Origin of the sequence: uncultured Desulfovibrio sp. (assembly GCF_944327235.1) — a bacterium.
GTDB lineage: Bacteria > Desulfobacterota > Desulfovibrionia > Desulfovibrionales > Desulfovibrionaceae > Desulfovibrio.
The window spans coordinates 23,014-37,328 of the sequence record NZ_CALVHE010000019.1 but is presented as its reverse complement, the minus strand read 5'-3'; the positions used below and the strand labels follow the sequence as shown (position 1 = coordinate 37,328).

Here is a 14,315-nt window from a genome sequence, read left to right as displayed (position 1 = left end):
TGCCGCCATATAGTCTCTCCTCATTGTAAGTGAAGAGATTATAACATACTATTTAATTTGACGACACCACCTAGAGTTACGATGCCCGGCAGCGGCAAAAGTTGGAGAGGTGAGATGGGGGGAAGAGGGAAAGCTTCTCAAGTGCCGCCCCTTTCCCCACCTTCTTCAGCAGATTCGCGGCAACTGCGCTCCTTCCAGCATACCGAGCAGGCGCTGCCCGCCGATGAGGGTTCGCAGGACGACTTGTCCGGCACGCTCATCACCGACAGTGCCGATGCAGGCGGCCTCCCGACCGTAAGGCGTGGCGCGCATGGCTTCCAGCACGGTATCAGCCAAACTTTCGGGCACGATGCAGAGGCATTTGCCCTCATTGGCCAGATAGAGCGGATCAAGACCAAGGAAGGAACAGCCGTTGCGGACGGCTTCATGGACAGGGATGGCCTGCTCGTCCAGTTCGATGCTGACGCCGGATTGTTCAGCGATCTCGTTGAGGGTGGTGGCCAGCCCGCCGCGGGTGGGGTCGCGTAGCACATGGACTTCTCCTGGCATACCAGCCGCTTCCGCAGCGGCGAAAACGGCACGGACAAGACCGTTGAGCGGAGCGGAGTCGGAGCGCACGTCAGTCAGGAAGGAAAGACCTTCCCGACTGCCCATGATGGTCAGGCCGTGATCGCCAACAGCGCCGCTCACCAGAACCGCATCGCCCGGGCGGGCCCGATGTCCGGACGGTTCCGGCTGCACGAGCAGGTGGCCGATGCCCGTGGTGTTGATGAACAGCTGATCGCAGGCTCCGCGTTGCACCACCTTGGTGTCTCCGGTGACGATCTGTATCCCGGCCTCCTGAGCGGCGGCTGCCATATCGGCGGCTACCCTGTCCAGAGTGGCGAGGGGGAGCCCTTCCTCTATGATGAAGGCGCAGCTCAGATAGCGCACGTCGCCGCCCAGCATACTCACATCATTGACGGTACCGTGCACGGCAAGAGTGCCGATGCTGCCGCCGGGGAAAAAAAGAGGCGTGACGGTGTAGGAGTCCGTGCTCATGGCCAGCGGTTTGTCATGGGCGGGCGATACGGGCAGCAGGGCGGCATCGTCCATGCGGTCAAGGAGGGGGTTGGCAAAATGGTGCCGGAAGCACTGGCTGATGAGGCGTTGCGAGGCGCGACCGCCGCTTCCGGCATCCAGTAGAATGCAGTCATCCATAAGCATTTCTCTGACAGGGTTAAAGGCTGTGGGGTATCCCTCTGGATCCGTTATGCGGGTTTTATGATAATTTCTGTAAATAAATATGTTAACTCCACATGTCTCTCTCGTATGCTTGTGGAGAAATGTTTCCTGCATAGCCCGCTTCATCCCTGATAAAAGCGCGCTGGGGAAGGGATGGGGGGCTTGGGGGGAAGGGGGACACCTTCCGCGCAGGCAGCGACCCGACGGGCGGCCCGCAGGGCCGTGCCCGTTAGGCGACGCAGGAGCCTTACGGGCATCGACAGCAGAGCGAGGGGGCCCCCTTCTCCCCAAACAAGCTAACAGCCCCTAGTTCCGGACATACTTGAAATAGGCCGCGCAACTGCCCTCGGTGGAGACCATGCACGGGCCGACAGGTGTTGCCGGCGTGCAGGCTTTGCCGAAGAGTGGGCATTGCGGCGGAGTGAGGCGTCCCTTGAGGACCTGACCGCAGCGGCAGCCGGGCAAAGGCGGTACGTCGGGCAGGTGCAGATCCAGACGGCGCATGGCGTCGAAGCGGGCAAATTCCTCACGCAGGGCCAGACCGCTTTGCGGGATGCGGCCGATGCCCCGCCACAGAGCGTCGGCAGGCTGGAAACATTGCTCCAGCAGAGCACGGGCGCGAGGGTTCCCGCCATCGTCCACGGCGCGGGCATAGGCGTTGACCACCTCGGCCCGGCCGTCACGCCGTTGTTCGGCCATGAGGCAGAGGGCCAGCAGGATGTCCGCCGGTTCAAAGCCTCCCACAACGGCGGGGACGTGGTATTCCCCAGCAAGGAAAGCATACGGGGCCAGACCGAGGATGGTGGAGACATGGCCCGGCAGCAGGAAGGCTTCGATAGGCTGTTCCTGCTGCTGCGGATCGTCCAGCAGTGCGCGCAGGGCGGGGGGGACGAGCTTGTGCAGGGAAAGCACGCTGAAGTTGTCCAGTCCGCGTTGTTGTGCGGTCAGGATGGTAGCGGCCACCGTGGGGGCGGTGGTCTCAAAGCCGATGCCCAAAAACACCACCATATCATTGGGATGTTCAGCGGCCAGCGTCAGCGCATCCAACGGCGAGTAGACGATCTCGACGCGCGCTCCCTGAGCCTTGGCGTGCTTGAGGCTCTTGCCGCCGGGGCCAGGCACGCGGAGCAGATCGCCGAAGGTGGCCAGGATGATGCCGTCACGCCCGGCAAGATCGAGAAAGGCGGCCACTTCCGCATCATGGGTGACGCAGACGGGACAGCCCGGCCCGGAAAGATGCAGCACCTGTTCCGGGAGCAGTGAGCGCAGGCCGCTTTGGAAGATGGAAACGGTATGCGTGCCGCAGACTTCCATGAAGCGCAGGCTGCGGCCGTCGAGCGCCGCCTGCAGACGATCCAGCAGGCTGCGGCAAAGCTGCGGGTCCCGCAGGGCGGCGGTCAGGCGGGAGGACGGATTGTCGAAAGCTGGGTTCGGGGATGTGGGCTGTTCCGCCATGATGCTGGTTCCTCAGGAAAAAACTGGGTTGGTGATCCTTCAGCAAAGGATGGGGCCTTGCGGTCGTCCTTCTTCCAACCTGCGTGGCGAAGGCTTATCGCAGGGAAGCGCAGAACGTCGAACACGGTATGTTCCCCCTGAAAAAGCGCGCTGGGGGAGGGGCTTGGGGGGAGAGGCCCCCCCTCCCGCGCGACGCGAGGGAGTTCCCCTTCCCCCCAAAAAAGAACAGGCCACCTGTCTGGTCGCCACGCTCTACGGCATGAGGGGGGCCAGTTGCAGCCCGGTCTCCACCGGCAGGCCGCACATGAGATTGGCATTGGCGATGGCCTGCCCGGACGCGCCTCGGCAGAGGTTGTCGATGGCGGAGACGATGATGAGACGTGACGTGCGCGGATCGACCACAAGGCCGATATCGCAGAACATGGTGCCGCGGACATTGCGGGTCTCCGGCAGACATCCCTTGGGCAGGATGCGTACCCAGCGGCTGCCGGCCCAGGTGCGGACGTAGGCGGCGTGTACATCATCCAGTGTGGTGCCCGGCTGTTTGAGTTTGGTATAGATGGTGGACAGGATGCCGCGATTCATGGGGACGAGGTGCGGATTGAAGGAAAGCGTTACCGGCTTGCCCGCCAGCAGGGAGACTTCTTGTTCGATCTCCGGCGTATGACGATGCTTGCCGAGGCCGTAGGCCCGGAAGGTGTCCGCCACTTCGCAGAACAGGGACGGCACGACGCCTTTCCGTCCGGCGCCGGTCGTGCCTGACTTGGCGTCGATAACGATGTCCTCGGCCTCGATGAAGTCATTCTTGAAGGCGGCGTACAGGCCCAGGATGGCCGAAGTGGGGTAACAGCCGGGATTGGCGATCAGATAGGTCTTGGCGGCCTCGGCGGCGTACAGTTCCGGCAGGCCGTAGACGGCCTGAGGGAGGAATTCCCTGCGCGTATGCGGCACATACCACTGTTCGTACACGTCCACATCCCGCAGGCGGAAGTCGGCGGACAGATCCACGACCTTTGTCCCTTCGTTGACGAGGTCGGCGGCCATTTCCATGGCCTTGCCGTGCGGGACGGCCAGAAAGACCACATTGCACTCACGCGCCATACGGCGCGGCTCATATTCCGTGATCACCACTTCCGACCCGGAGAGGCGTTCCAGGAAGGGATAGAATTCACCGAGGCGGCGTCCGGCCTCGGCCCGGGAACAGGCCATGTTCAGACGCATACAAGGATGGTTTGCCAGCAGGCGGGCAAGTTCCATTCCGGTATAGCCGGTAATGCCCACAAGACCGGCGCGAATCATGTCAGGCATGGGGGTCGCTCCTTTGGTATGAGGGTTACGTTGGCAGGGACGCGTCGTGGCGTCTCGGCAATATGGCGGAGCCATGCCGACGGTCTTTCGGAGCATTTCCAGTTTGAAACGCTTTGCGTTTCAAACCATATGGTCAGGCATTTCGCGGAAAAAAACGCTGTTTTTCCGCTTGGTTTGGGCCGGGAGGCGCTGTGCCGCCGCCTCGCGTTTCACCTTTCTCAAAGGTGAAACGCTCTCGTGGCCCCGCTGGGCACATCGTTCCAGACAGATCGTCCGCATGGCTTTCGATCGGCCTCAGGCCGTTGGCTGTCCCGGATCGCCCGGTGAGTCGCATTTCAGGACATATTTCATGCGTAGTTCGTAGAGCAGGCTCTCCAGCAGCTTGCGCTCCTGTTCATCCAGACCTTGCGTGGTCTTGCGGTGCAACATTTCCAGCATATCGATGCTATGGCGGGCAAGACGGGGATGAGTGGCCTGAACGCCGGTCTCGGGATTGGGCACCTCGCCAAGTTGCACCAGCGCCGCGGAAGCCAGCGACATGATGAAGGTGGAAAAGGTGACTTCCGGCAGAGTGTCCCGGGCAGGGCCGTCGTTGTTCTGACTCATGCTGAATATTCCTTTGTGCCGGGCGGACGAGTGATCCTGCCCGGCGATGCGTGACAAAAGGACGCGCGTTGCGTGTGCGGCGCGGCTGCCGTTAACCGTGATGCCGTATGACCGGCGTGCCGGGAGGAAGGGCAAGGGCGGTCTCGTAGGCGGCAAGGCCCTGCTCCAGATAGTCCCGTGCGCCGCTGTAGCCGCCTACGGCAAAGATGCAGCGATCCAGCGCGAAAAGACCGGCCGTCACATCGGCCCAGTCCACCCAGCCCATATGACCGATGCGCACGATGCGTCCCTTGAGTTGATCCTGCCCGCCGGCCATGACGATGCCGTATCTTTCCTGCGCCAGACGCAGCACTTCCACGCCGTCGATGCCCGCAGGCAGGCAGACGCTGGTGATGCCCCACGCAAAATGAGACGGAGCAAAGAGTTCCAGCCCCATGACGGTAAGCGCGGTGCGGGTAAGCATGGTCAGGGCCCATTGCTTGCGGTAAAGCGCATCCAGTCCGTCCTTGAGGAGGATGTCCAGACTGATGTCCAGTCCTACGAGCAGATTGACCGGTGAGGTGAACAGCGTCTGCCCCTTGAGCACGTTGTCGCGTTCCTTGGGCAGATTGAAATAGAAGCAGCCGGACGGGATGCTCTCGGCCTTTTGCCACGCCCGCGCGGAAAGGGCCAGCAAAGCCAGACCGGGCGGCAGCATGAGCCCTTTTTGCGAGCCGGTCAGCAGGCAGTCGATGCCCCACGCATCCATGGGACAGGGGGAGAGGCCCACGGCGGAGATGCCGTCCGCCACCAGCAGGACGTCGCGCGTGCGGGTGATGGCCGCCACTTCGCGCACGGGATGCAGCACGCCCGTGGAGGTCTCGGAAAGCTGAATGAGCACGCCGCGGATGCCGGGATCGGCCTCCAGCGCCTTTTCCACGGCGGCAGGCTTCACGGCACGGCCCCACGGCACATCGAGCTGTACGCATTCCAGTCCGCGGGCGGCGGCGATATGCTGCCAGCGCTCACCGAATTTGCCGCCGTTGACGACAAGGACCCTGTCGCCGGGCGCAAAAAGACTGTGCACAGCGGCCGTCATGGCGCCCGTACCGGAACAGGAGAGGGGGAGCACGGGCTGTTCCGTACCGAAGAGGGTTTGCAGCTTGCCCTGTGCCCGCAGCATGATGTCCTTGAAGGCGGCCTTACGGTGGTGGATCATGTCCTGGGCCAGCGCAAGGCGGACCTGTTCCGGCAGAGGCGTGGGGCCGGGGGTGAGGAGACGGGGTTTGTTCAGCATGGCGTTTCCTTCAGGGCCCGGCGTGCACCGGGCGTTAGTGGGCGGAGCGCGGCCGCGTCAGTCGGCACGCTGGGCAATGAAGCATTTGAGATAAGCCGTTTCCGGCATGGCCGCATGGACGGGGTGATCCGGTCCCTGACCGCCGGCAAAGAGAAGGCGCAGGGCGGCCTTCTGGCGCGCGGCGGCCTGGCTCAGGCAGTGGCGCAGCTCATCGGCCGGCAGATGATGCGAGCAGGAGCAGCTGGCGATGATCCCGCCCGGCGACAGCAGTTGCAGGGCCAGCGCATTGATCTTGCGGTAGGCGGCCAGTCCCTGCGCCGCATCCTTGCGTCGTTTGATGAAGGCGGGCGGGTCAAGGCAGATGAGGGAAAAGCGCTTGCCGCTGTCGTACAGATCGCGCAGGAGATCAAAGGCGTCGCCGCACAGGGTATGGATGGCGTCGCTGTCGGCCAGATGAGGCGCATTGCGGGCGGCGTTGATGCCTGCCAGCTCCACAGCCTGCGGCGAGGCGTCAAGAAAGGTGACGGATCGGGCTCCCCGTGCGGCTGCCGTTGCCCCGAAGCCGCCGGCGTAGCAGAAGATGTCCAGAACGTCCGCCCCTTCAGCATAGCGCGCGGCTTCCTGCCTGTTGCCCCGTTGGTCATAGAACCAGCCGGTCTTTTGTCCGTCCAGCAGGGGAGCGGTGAACGTGCAGCCGTTTTCGGGCAGTTCCAGCCGCTGGGGGACCGGCCCGTCCAGGACGTTGTCGCGGGAAAGGCCTTCCAGCGAACGCGAAGCCAGATCGTTGTCCCAGAGCAGGGAAGCCGGATGCAGCAGCTCGTCTAGGCAATCCGCAAGGAGATGGCGACGAGTCTCCATGCCGGCCGTGCCCAGTTGCAGGGTCAGGTGACCGTCGAAGCGGTCGACGATCAGGCCGGGCAACAAATCGCCTTCCCCGTGGCAGAGACGGTAAAACGGCTGGTCAAAGAGACGGGTACGCAGCGCCAGCGCCGTCTGCAGGCGTTGCCGCAGGAGGTCGGCATCCAGTTCCGTATCCGGGGCACGGCTGTAGAGCCGGGCGCAGATGAGCGAATGCGGATTGACGAAGGCGCTGCCGATGACGCCGCCGCGAGAATCCCGGACCGTGACGGCTTCGCCGGGCGTGAATGCGGAAAGGGGACTTTTCTTGCTGTCCACTTCATTGCCGAATACCCAGAGGTGTCCGGCACGCAGACGGCGATCCTCACCTTTGTTGAGCCAGAGGGTCTGCATCGGTTAGTTCCCTGCCTTTTCCAGCTGGGCTTTGACAAGGTCGGCCAGCGAGCTCTTGCCCGGTGTGGATTCTATGCGCAGGCGCGTCACGGCCTGCAGGAGCCACAGGGGATTATTGGTCTGGACGGGGATCCATTCATCGCCGGTGATGCCTATCTTCAGCTCGCCGGGATTGGCAACGAACTTCCTGAGCGGGGGCAGGAGCGTCTCGCCGTTGGGCAGATTGGCGGCGACCATCTGGGTCAGAGCGTCCATGCCCATTTGGGCGGCGGCCGGGTCCTTGTTGATATTGCAGGCGAGGATGGGCATGAGGCCCTTGTCCGTCAGACGGATATCCAGATGGCGCAGGGCCGTCCAGGGACCCAGGACGCTCTTGCCCTGCATTTCGTAGCTGTAGTCCAGGTCACAGAGGGAGTCCGCCACGATATTTCCTTTCATATGGGACGCTTTGCCCGAGAAGGTTTGCGTAGCGGAGGCGTTGAAGCGAAATTCCTTTAGACCGGGAAGAGCCACAGGACGGGGACTGCTTTTGAGGAATACGGATTTCGGGACAAGAAGATTGGTCATCGTGCCGGTAATGGTCTGCGTGTCCTGCTCCTGCGTCCAGCTGTTGTCCAGCAGCTCCAGCGCGATGGTCATGTCGTTGTTTTGAATGGAAAGGTTCTTGAACAGCGCGCGGGAGAAGAGGGGCTTATCCGGGCCCTTGCTGGCCAGAAGGTGCCCAAGGAGTTGGGGATCCTTGGCGGCACGCCGGAGTTCCGCCGCCTGCGCGCTGTCGGGAAGAGTCAGATCCCGCACCTCGCATTCATCAAGGCGTATGCTGGCGGTGTCGTGAGCGTTCTTCCCTTCCAGCAGCATCTTCTGGAAAGAGAGCCGTTTCAGACGGCGGGCCTCTTCGGCGCGGGCGATCTCAAATCCGCTCAGAGTGTACATCTCGCCGGGACGCCGCATATCCATATCGGTCACGGCCAGCGAGGCAAAGGGGATATCTTCGATGAAGGCATCCCAAGTCCGCGCGGCATCGTTCAGGGAACCAAGCTTCGCCAGCGTGCGCGTCATCAGGCTCGTGATCGTCAGCGAACCGAGCTGCACGGCTGGCTTGTTATCTTCTTGGATCGCACATTTTTCCAATCTGATGCTGTGTATGCGGCCCTGAGTGTCCCACTTTTCCAGCACGCCTTTGTCCAGTCGCAGCCTGAGGGACGGCTCTTGCCGCAGGGTCCAGGACATTTCTGGTTCGTCCAGCAGGAGGGAAGCGACAGCGAGGTGAGACAGCGCCTCCCACGGATCTTTTGATCCCTTGCGGATCTTTTTGAACTGCTCTCCTGAAATGGCCAGACCGGCCCCTTCCAGCCGGGCGATGGTCAGGCGGGCCTGCTCTCCATTCGGGGAAGCCTGCTCACAGGAGAAGCCCGTCCCCTGCCAGTCATCCAGCAGGGTCAGATAGCTCTGGGGCGAAAGGAGGAAATCCAGTACCGGCAAAGCGTGCAGAGCGGCGCGGAGACTGACGGTGGCCTGGACTTCCTGCGCTGTGAGGGTGATGCTTTTTTCCGGAAAAGGATACCGCACATCATGCAGGACAAGGCGACGGGAGAAAGAGTCGTATTCCCATGAGGCGAGGCTTGCATCCTTTTCGTCCTGGATCTTTTGTATGCCTGCCGCGAGCAGTGTACGGATCGCCGTGTCCACGGCGTAGCACAGACCGCCCACGGCGATGAGCAGGACAAGAAGGAAGGTGAGGGCTCGTTTCATGACATTCTCCTGATATAGGGCTGTAACGGCCGTTGCGGGCCGTCTTTTCTTATTTCTGTTTTTTCTTCACGCTGTCAATCTGTGCGCGCAGCGTCTTGGGACCGGGTTCCACCGTGATGATGAAAGGAGGGGCCTCCGCTGTCGGCAAAGCGGCAAAGGGATCCCAGACCGTACCGTCGGACATGCCGATATCCAGCGTCCCCGGCTGCTTCCAGAGGCGCAGCAGCGCCTCACGCAATGGCTGCGGCAGGGGAGCGGGAAGATGTTCTTCCAGCAGAGGCAGGGGGGCGCGCAGGGCCGCCGGTTGATTGAGGGCCACGAGGGCCAGCAGGCCCTTGTCGGCGTAGTGGAGGTCGAGCTGGCGCACGCCGGCGTTGCCCGCAAGGATGGTGGCCGAGAAGCTGCCGTCCGCCAGACTGCTTTGCCAGCTGAGACGCTCTTCTGTCCCCTCGGCCGTCACATGGCTTTGGGCGTTCATATCCCAATGCCAGACGGCTCCCGCGGGCAACTCGAGCCGCAGGGCGCTGGCCAGCGCATCGGCATGGATCTGGCCGCCTTCAAGGCGGCGTTGCGAGTTTTTGCCGTCCAGATCCGCATCCTTTTCCCAGGAAAGACGCCGTATGGCAAACAGCGGAGCATCCGCCAGACGACAGCGTACATCTTCAAGGCTCCAGCCGTTATCCCCCCGGTGCGCGTTGGACATATCCCGGGAAGCGATCGAGGCCGGCACAAGGCAGCTCGTCAGGCTGGACAGCATGTCCGGGGCGTCCAGCATGTCGGCAAGCGGCAGGGCGGCGTGGTGCAGCGTGCGGCATTCCACGGTATATGGCGAACTGACCAGCCTGATGTCTTCGCCTTCCAGACGAATGAGCTTGCCGTCGGCAAGGGCTTCGGCCGTCAGTTCCCGTATGCCCAGACGCAGGGGGGCCAGCAGGGACGGCGCGTCATAATCGCAGAAGTCCGCCGTATAGCCGGAAAAGCTCAGCCCTTTGCGGAAGGTCTCCAGCGTGGCGGTCCCCCGATCCAGCGCCCAGAGCAGGGAGGAAGAGATCTCCAGATGGTTCATGCGCTGGCGCTGGGCGCTCCAGGCTCCGTTAGCGGTCTGCAGGCGTGCCCCCCGCAGGATGACGTCATCCAGCACGAGCGGGCCGCGCTCTTCGCCGCCAAAGGCGCTTTGCCCCCGCTCCAGCGTCTGCAGGGTGGCATGGAGATGCTCGGTATCCAGGCTGAAGGAAAGTTCGTTGACCTGCAGCCGCAGACCGTCGCCGGGCTGCCGTATATCCAGATCCCGCAGGCTGATGCGTCCAGACAGCAGGGACGCCTCTACGCTTCCCGTGACCGTGGCCGGCTGGCCCTGACGGGAAAAGATGTGCGGCAGGCCAGCCAGCAGAGCCTGCTCCATGCGTTGTTCCGCCTGATGCAGAAAACCGTAGGCCATCAGACAAAGCAGCGCCGTCAGGATGAACAGGGCAAGAAAGAATTTTTTCATGGCAGGAAGGAAAGGGGCGGCTCGTGCCGCCCCTCCGTCAGTCAGTCTATGCGGTGATGGCAGCCGAGACTGTGCGGATTGCGCATGGCGGCCTGCGTGATGACATAGGCCGTCTGCGATCCGTGGAACAGGTCGACCAGCCGGCGGGAGATGCGTGTGGTCGTGTAGAAGTCATGGATATGTCGCACGAGGTCGCGCATATCTTCAAAAGCACGGCGCAGTCGTGGCTCGGAGCGGGAAATGCCCACATAGTTCCACATGGTGCTGCGGATGTTGAACCAGTCCTGTGCCACCAGAGCGGGGTCATCGCGTTGTTCATCGCCCTCATGTTGCCAGTCGGGGATGGCGTCGGCAAGTCCCTTGGGGATGACGCCGTGTTTGCGGCCGACCTGCTTGGCCAGATCCCGTCCGCAGGCCACGCCCCAGACGACCCCCTCGAGCAGGGATGTGCTGGCCAGGCGATTGGCGCCGTGCAGGCCCGTGCAGGCGCATTCCCCGATGGCGTAGAGGTTGGGCATGGAGGTGCGTCCGCTGGCGTCGGCCAGGACGCCGCCGCAAAAATAGTGCGCCGCCGGGACCACGGGGATGGGTTCCTTGCGGATGTCGATGCCCACTTCCAGGCACTGATTGAACACCGTGGGGAAGCGGGTGGGCAGATCCTGCTTCACGCCGCTCACGTCGAGGAAGAGGCAGGGGGATCCGCTGTGCAGCATCTCTTCCATCATGGCCTGCGCCACGATGTCGCGCGGGGCAAGGTCGCCGCGTTTGTCGTGCCGCAGCATGAAGGGTTGTCCGTTTTCATCCAGCAGTCGCGCCCCTTCGCCGCGCATGGCTTCGGTGATGAGGGGGCGGCGGTTGCTGCGTTCTTCATAGAGCGCCGTTGGATGGAACTGCATGAATTCCAGATTGGCCAGCGCCACACCGGCGCGTGCGGCCATGGAAATGCCCGCTCCCACGCACCCCGGGGCATTGGTGGAGTGCAGGAATACCTGTCCCACGCCCCCGGTGGCCAGCACTGTCCAGTCGGCAAGGATGGTTTCCGGCTCGCCGCTCTCCTCGTTGAGGACGTAAGCGCCGAGGCAGCGGTTGGTGATGCTGTAGCGGTACTGGGTGATGCGGTCGTGGTGACGGCTGGTCAGCAGGTCGATGGCGGCGCGCCGGAAAAGGCGCGTGATGCGGGGATGTGCCGCCACCTGTGCCGTCAGGCCGTCCATGATGGCTTTGCCGGAATAATCGGCCCGGTGCAGGATGCGCGGCGCGCCGTGGCCGCCCTCGCGCGTGAGGTTGAAGCTGCCGTCCGGGTTGCGGTCAAACTGGACCCGGGCGCGTTCAAGGAGCATCTCGTCCACGCAGACGGGGCCCTGACGGCAGAGCTGGCGTACAGCCGCGCGGGAATTGTAGCGGTGGCCCGCCACCATGATGTCATGTTCCAGAGCGCGCGCTTCGGCGTCCGTATCATCGGTGGCGGCGCGGTAGATGATGCCGCCCTGCGCCAGCTCGGAATTCCCCTGACCGAGGTTGTCCCCGGCGCTGATCAGCAGAACCTCATGACCGGCGTCTGCCAGCGTGAGCGCGGCCGTGCAGCCGGCCACGCCGGACCCGATGATCAGAACCGGTACATGGCAACGAGAATGACTCATGATCTTGCCTCAATGCCCACAGGCGGTTACAGGCTTGGGCCGGGACAGCGCGATACCGTCTGCCCCGGCGGCAGGGAAGGGCGCGATGCCCCGGAAGATGACGCCTTGTCCACGGCGCCGTCAGGAGGCGGCGCAGATGTCCAGCATACGGGTCAGGGTCTGGCGGGCCGGAGGGCAGAGGGCCGGGTCCACCACAAGCGCTTCGGCCGTACCGGCCTCGATGGCCTGCAGCGTGGTGAGGAGGTTTTCTTCGGTCACCTTGCCCATGTCGGGACAAATGGCCGGCCCCAGCGGCAGGACGGTGCAGCTGCCCGCATGGCGTTCGCCCAGTCGATCCACAAGATTGGTCTCCGTGCCGACGATGAGCGTGCTGCCGGGCTTTTCCGCGGCAAGGCGGGCGGCTTCGTTGATGAGGAAGGAGGTGGAGCCCGCGCCGTCGCACAGGTCGATGACCTCCGGGCGACATTCGGGATGGGCCATGACCAGGCAGCCGGGATGGGCCGCGCGGGCGGCGGCGATCTGCTCCACGGTCAGATGATCATGGATGGGGCAACAGCCCGGCCAGAGCAGCAGCGGAGCCTTCCAGAGGCAATGGGCGGGATCCCGTTCCGCCGGGGAAAGACCGTCGGCCCCCAGTTCCAGCAGATGCCAGTCGTCCGGGCCGAGGCCGAGCTGTTTGCCGACATTGCGGCCCAGGTGGCGGTCCGGCAGGAAGAGGACGCCCTGCCCCTGATCCAGCGCCCAGCGCATGACGGTGCGCGCATTGGCGGAAGTGCAGACGGTGCCGCCGAACTCGCCCACCACGGCCTTGAGGGCCAGCGTGGTATTGACGTAGGCCACGGGGATGACCCTGCGGCCGCCGTCGTGCAGCTGGCGCAGGACGGCACGAGCGCTGTCGGCCGGCGACATGAGGGACATGGCGCAGTCGGCATCAGGGGCGGGCAGATGGACCTTCTGATCCTGCTTGGCCAGAAGGGCCGCGGATTCGCCCATGAAGTAGACGCCGCAGAAGACGATGTGGTCGGCTGTGATGTCCGGTACGCGGCGGGCCAGTTCCAGCGAGTCGCCGGTGATGTCGCAATGGCGCACCACGGCGTCATTCTGGTAGTGGTGGCCCATGATGCAGACTCGGGAGCCGAGCCGGGACTTGAGGGCGGTGATGGCGGCAGCAGTGTCGTGCATGGGAGACTTCCTTAGGGGAGGGCAGGCCCGGCGGCCCGGCCCTGTTGCAGGGTCATGCTGAAATCCGCCGCGACGGCGGAATGGGTCAGGCGTCCTACGGAAATGAAGTCCGGGGCGCGACGAGAACAGCGGGCCAGTTCTCCGATATTTTCCAGCGTCACGCCGCCGCTGACTTCGGTCTCGATGTGAGCGGGCACCAGCGCCAGCGCCTCGCCCAGCAGCGGGGGACGCATATTGTCCATCATGATGCGGTCCGCGCGGGCGGCCACGGCTTCCCGCACATGGTCCAGTGTGCGGCATTCCACCTCGATAGGCGGGCAGGGCGCATATGTGGCGCGCAGTTTTTGTACCGCGCGTTCTATGGAACCGGCGGCGTCGATGTGATTGTCCTTGAGCATGAGCATTTCCGTCAGATCCCTGCGGTGATTGCAGCCGCCGCCCGCCAGAACGGCGTACTTTTCGGGCCAGCGCAGGCAGGGCGTGGTCTTGCGGGTATCCAGCAGGCGGACGCCCGTGCCTTCCAGTTCGCGCACATAGCGCGCCGTCAGGTTGGCGATGCCGGAAAGATGCGTGACATAATTGAGGATGACCCGTTCGGCCTTGAGCAGCACCACGGCCGGGCCTTCCATCACGGCCACTTCCGTCATGGCCGGGACCCGTTGCCCTTCCTCGACCAGCAGCGTGTAGCGGACAGTGTCGGCCCGCATGGCGGCAAAGACTTCCGCCATGATGGACAGGCCCACCACAAGGGTGTCCTCCTTGGCGCGGATGACGGCCCGCATGGGATCAGTGGGAGAAAAGAGACCCTCGGCCGTCAGATCGGGCCCGTCCTCTTCCAGCGCAAGTTCCACGGAACGACGTAAAAAAACTTCTCCACGGCCGGAGAAAAAAGTAGCCCAAGGCGTCAACATTTGCTTGTCCCTGTCATAGGTGCGTGCTAAGTCATGCCCTACGGTCGCGCGATGGGGGACGGCATGTTCCGGCAGTCCGTCATGGCGGCTGTTCCGCCGGTGCGGCAGGCCGTTCATGGTATGTGGCGACCGATGGTGCTTCCTTGATAAAGTTCCTGTCCGTTTGCGTCAAGGCCGAGACAGGAATTGGGACGTTTTTCACAACAGCTGTCGGCAGTAAG

Annotated in this window: 11 protein-coding genes; all 11 read right to left on the bottom strand. The window is 63.5% G+C overall.

Annotated features, from left to right (window positions below; translation table 11 throughout):
- Positions 1–165 precede the first annotated feature (165 nt).
- A complete protein-coding gene (hypE, locus tag Q0K00_RS04695) occupies positions 166–1,200 on the bottom strand; it encodes a hydrogenase expression/formation protein HypE (RefSeq protein ID WP_297227692.1) in 1,035 nt (344 codons plus the stop codon).
- Between the two features lie 330 nt (positions 1,201–1,530).
- Positions 1,531–2,679, bottom strand: coding sequence for a hydrogenase formation protein HypD (hypD, locus tag Q0K00_RS04690; protein WP_297227690.1), 1,149 nt, complete (start codon positions 2,677–2,679; stop codon positions 1,531–1,533).
- Between the two features lie 252 nt (positions 2,680–2,931).
- On the bottom strand, positions 2,932–3,987 hold the full coding sequence (argC, locus tag Q0K00_RS04685; protein WP_297227688.1) for an N-acetyl-gamma-glutamyl-phosphate reductase: 1,056 nt from the start codon (positions 3,985–3,987) through the stop codon (positions 2,932–2,934).
- A gap of 294 nt (positions 3,988–4,281) precedes the next feature.
- Positions 4,282–4,593 carry a DUF1844 domain-containing protein gene (locus Q0K00_RS04680; protein WP_297227686.1) on the bottom strand — a complete coding sequence of 104 codons (312 nt, stop codon included), beginning with the start codon at positions 4,591–4,593 and terminating at the stop codon, positions 4,282–4,284.
- A 91-nt stretch (positions 4,594–4,684) separates the two neighbouring features.
- Positions 4,685–5,869, bottom strand: a complete 1,185-nt coding sequence (locus tag Q0K00_RS04675) for an alanine--glyoxylate aminotransferase family protein (protein WP_297227683.1) — start codon at positions 5,867–5,869, stop codon at positions 4,685–4,687.
- Between the two features lie 57 nt (positions 5,870–5,926).
- Positions 5,927–7,120, bottom strand: a complete 1,194-nt coding sequence (locus tag Q0K00_RS04670) for a class I SAM-dependent rRNA methyltransferase (protein ID WP_297227682.1) — start codon at positions 7,118–7,120, stop codon at positions 5,927–5,929.
- A gap of 3 nt (positions 7,121–7,123) precedes the next feature.
- Positions 7,124–8,872: a hypothetical protein gene (locus Q0K00_RS04665; RefSeq protein WP_297227681.1), complete on the bottom strand. Its 1,749-nt coding sequence runs from the start codon at positions 8,870–8,872 to the stop codon at positions 7,124–7,126.
- A gap of 49 nt (positions 8,873–8,921) precedes the next feature.
- Entirely contained in the window at positions 8,922–10,361 is a 1,440-nt protein-coding gene (locus tag Q0K00_RS04660; RefSeq protein ID WP_297227680.1) for a hypothetical protein, read from the bottom strand.
- A 41-nt stretch (positions 10,362–10,402) separates the two neighbouring features.
- Entirely contained in the window at positions 10,403–12,001 is a 1,599-nt protein-coding gene (gene nadB / locus Q0K00_RS04655; RefSeq protein WP_297227678.1) for an L-aspartate oxidase, read from the bottom strand.
- Positions 12,002–12,121: 120 nt separating this feature from the next.
- On the bottom strand, positions 12,122–13,183 hold the full coding sequence (gene nadA / locus Q0K00_RS04650) for a quinolinate synthase NadA (protein ID WP_297227676.1): 1,062 nt from the start codon (positions 13,181–13,183) through the stop codon (positions 12,122–12,124).
- An 11-nt stretch (positions 13,184–13,194) separates the two neighbouring features.
- A complete protein-coding gene (gene nadC, locus Q0K00_RS04645) occupies positions 13,195–14,094 on the bottom strand; it encodes a carboxylating nicotinate-nucleotide diphosphorylase (protein ID WP_297227675.1) in 900 nt (299 codons plus the stop codon).
- Positions 14,095–14,315 lie beyond the last annotated feature (221 nt).

What these genes read in the sequence shown, in the direction of transcription:
- hypE (WP_297227692.1), bottom strand. Translation starts at nt 1,200, where the DNA reads ATGGATGACTGCATTCTACTGGATGCCGGAAGCGGCGGTCGCGCCTCG.
- hypD (WP_297227690.1), bottom strand. Translation starts at nt 2,679, where the DNA reads ATGGCGGAACAGCCCACATCCCCGAACCCAGCTTTCGACAATCCGTCC.
- argC (WP_297227688.1), bottom strand. Translation starts at nt 3,987, where the DNA reads ATGCCTGACATGATTCGCGCCGGTCTTGTGGGCATTACCGGCTATACC.
- Q0K00_RS04680 (WP_297227686.1), bottom strand. Translation starts at nt 4,593, where the DNA reads ATGAGTCAGAACAACGACGGCCCTGCCCGGGACACTCTGCCGGAAGTC.
- Q0K00_RS04675 (WP_297227683.1), bottom strand. Translation starts at nt 5,869, where the DNA reads ATGCTGAACAAACCCCGTCTCCTCACCCCCGGCCCCACGCCTCTGCCG.
- Q0K00_RS04670 (WP_297227682.1), bottom strand. Translation starts at nt 7,120, where the DNA reads ATGCAGACCCTCTGGCTCAACAAAGGTGAGGATCGCCGTCTGCGTGCC.
- Q0K00_RS04665 (WP_297227681.1), bottom strand. Translation starts at nt 8,872, where the DNA reads ATGAAACGAGCCCTCACCTTCCTTCTTGTCCTGCTCATCGCCGTGGGC.
- Q0K00_RS04660 (WP_297227680.1), bottom strand. Translation starts at nt 10,361, where the DNA reads ATGAAAAAATTCTTTCTTGCCCTGTTCATCCTGACGGCGCTGCTTTGT.
- nadB (WP_297227678.1), bottom strand. Translation starts at nt 12,001, where the DNA reads ATGAGTCATTCTCGTTGCCATGTACCGGTTCTGATCATCGGGTCCGGC.
- nadA (WP_297227676.1), bottom strand. Translation starts at nt 13,183, where the DNA reads ATGCACGACACTGCTGCCGCCATCACCGCCCTCAAGTCCCGGCTCGGC.
- nadC (WP_297227675.1), bottom strand. Translation starts at nt 14,094, where the DNA reads ATGTTGACGCCTTGGGCTACTTTTTTCTCCGGCCGTGGAGAAGTTTTT.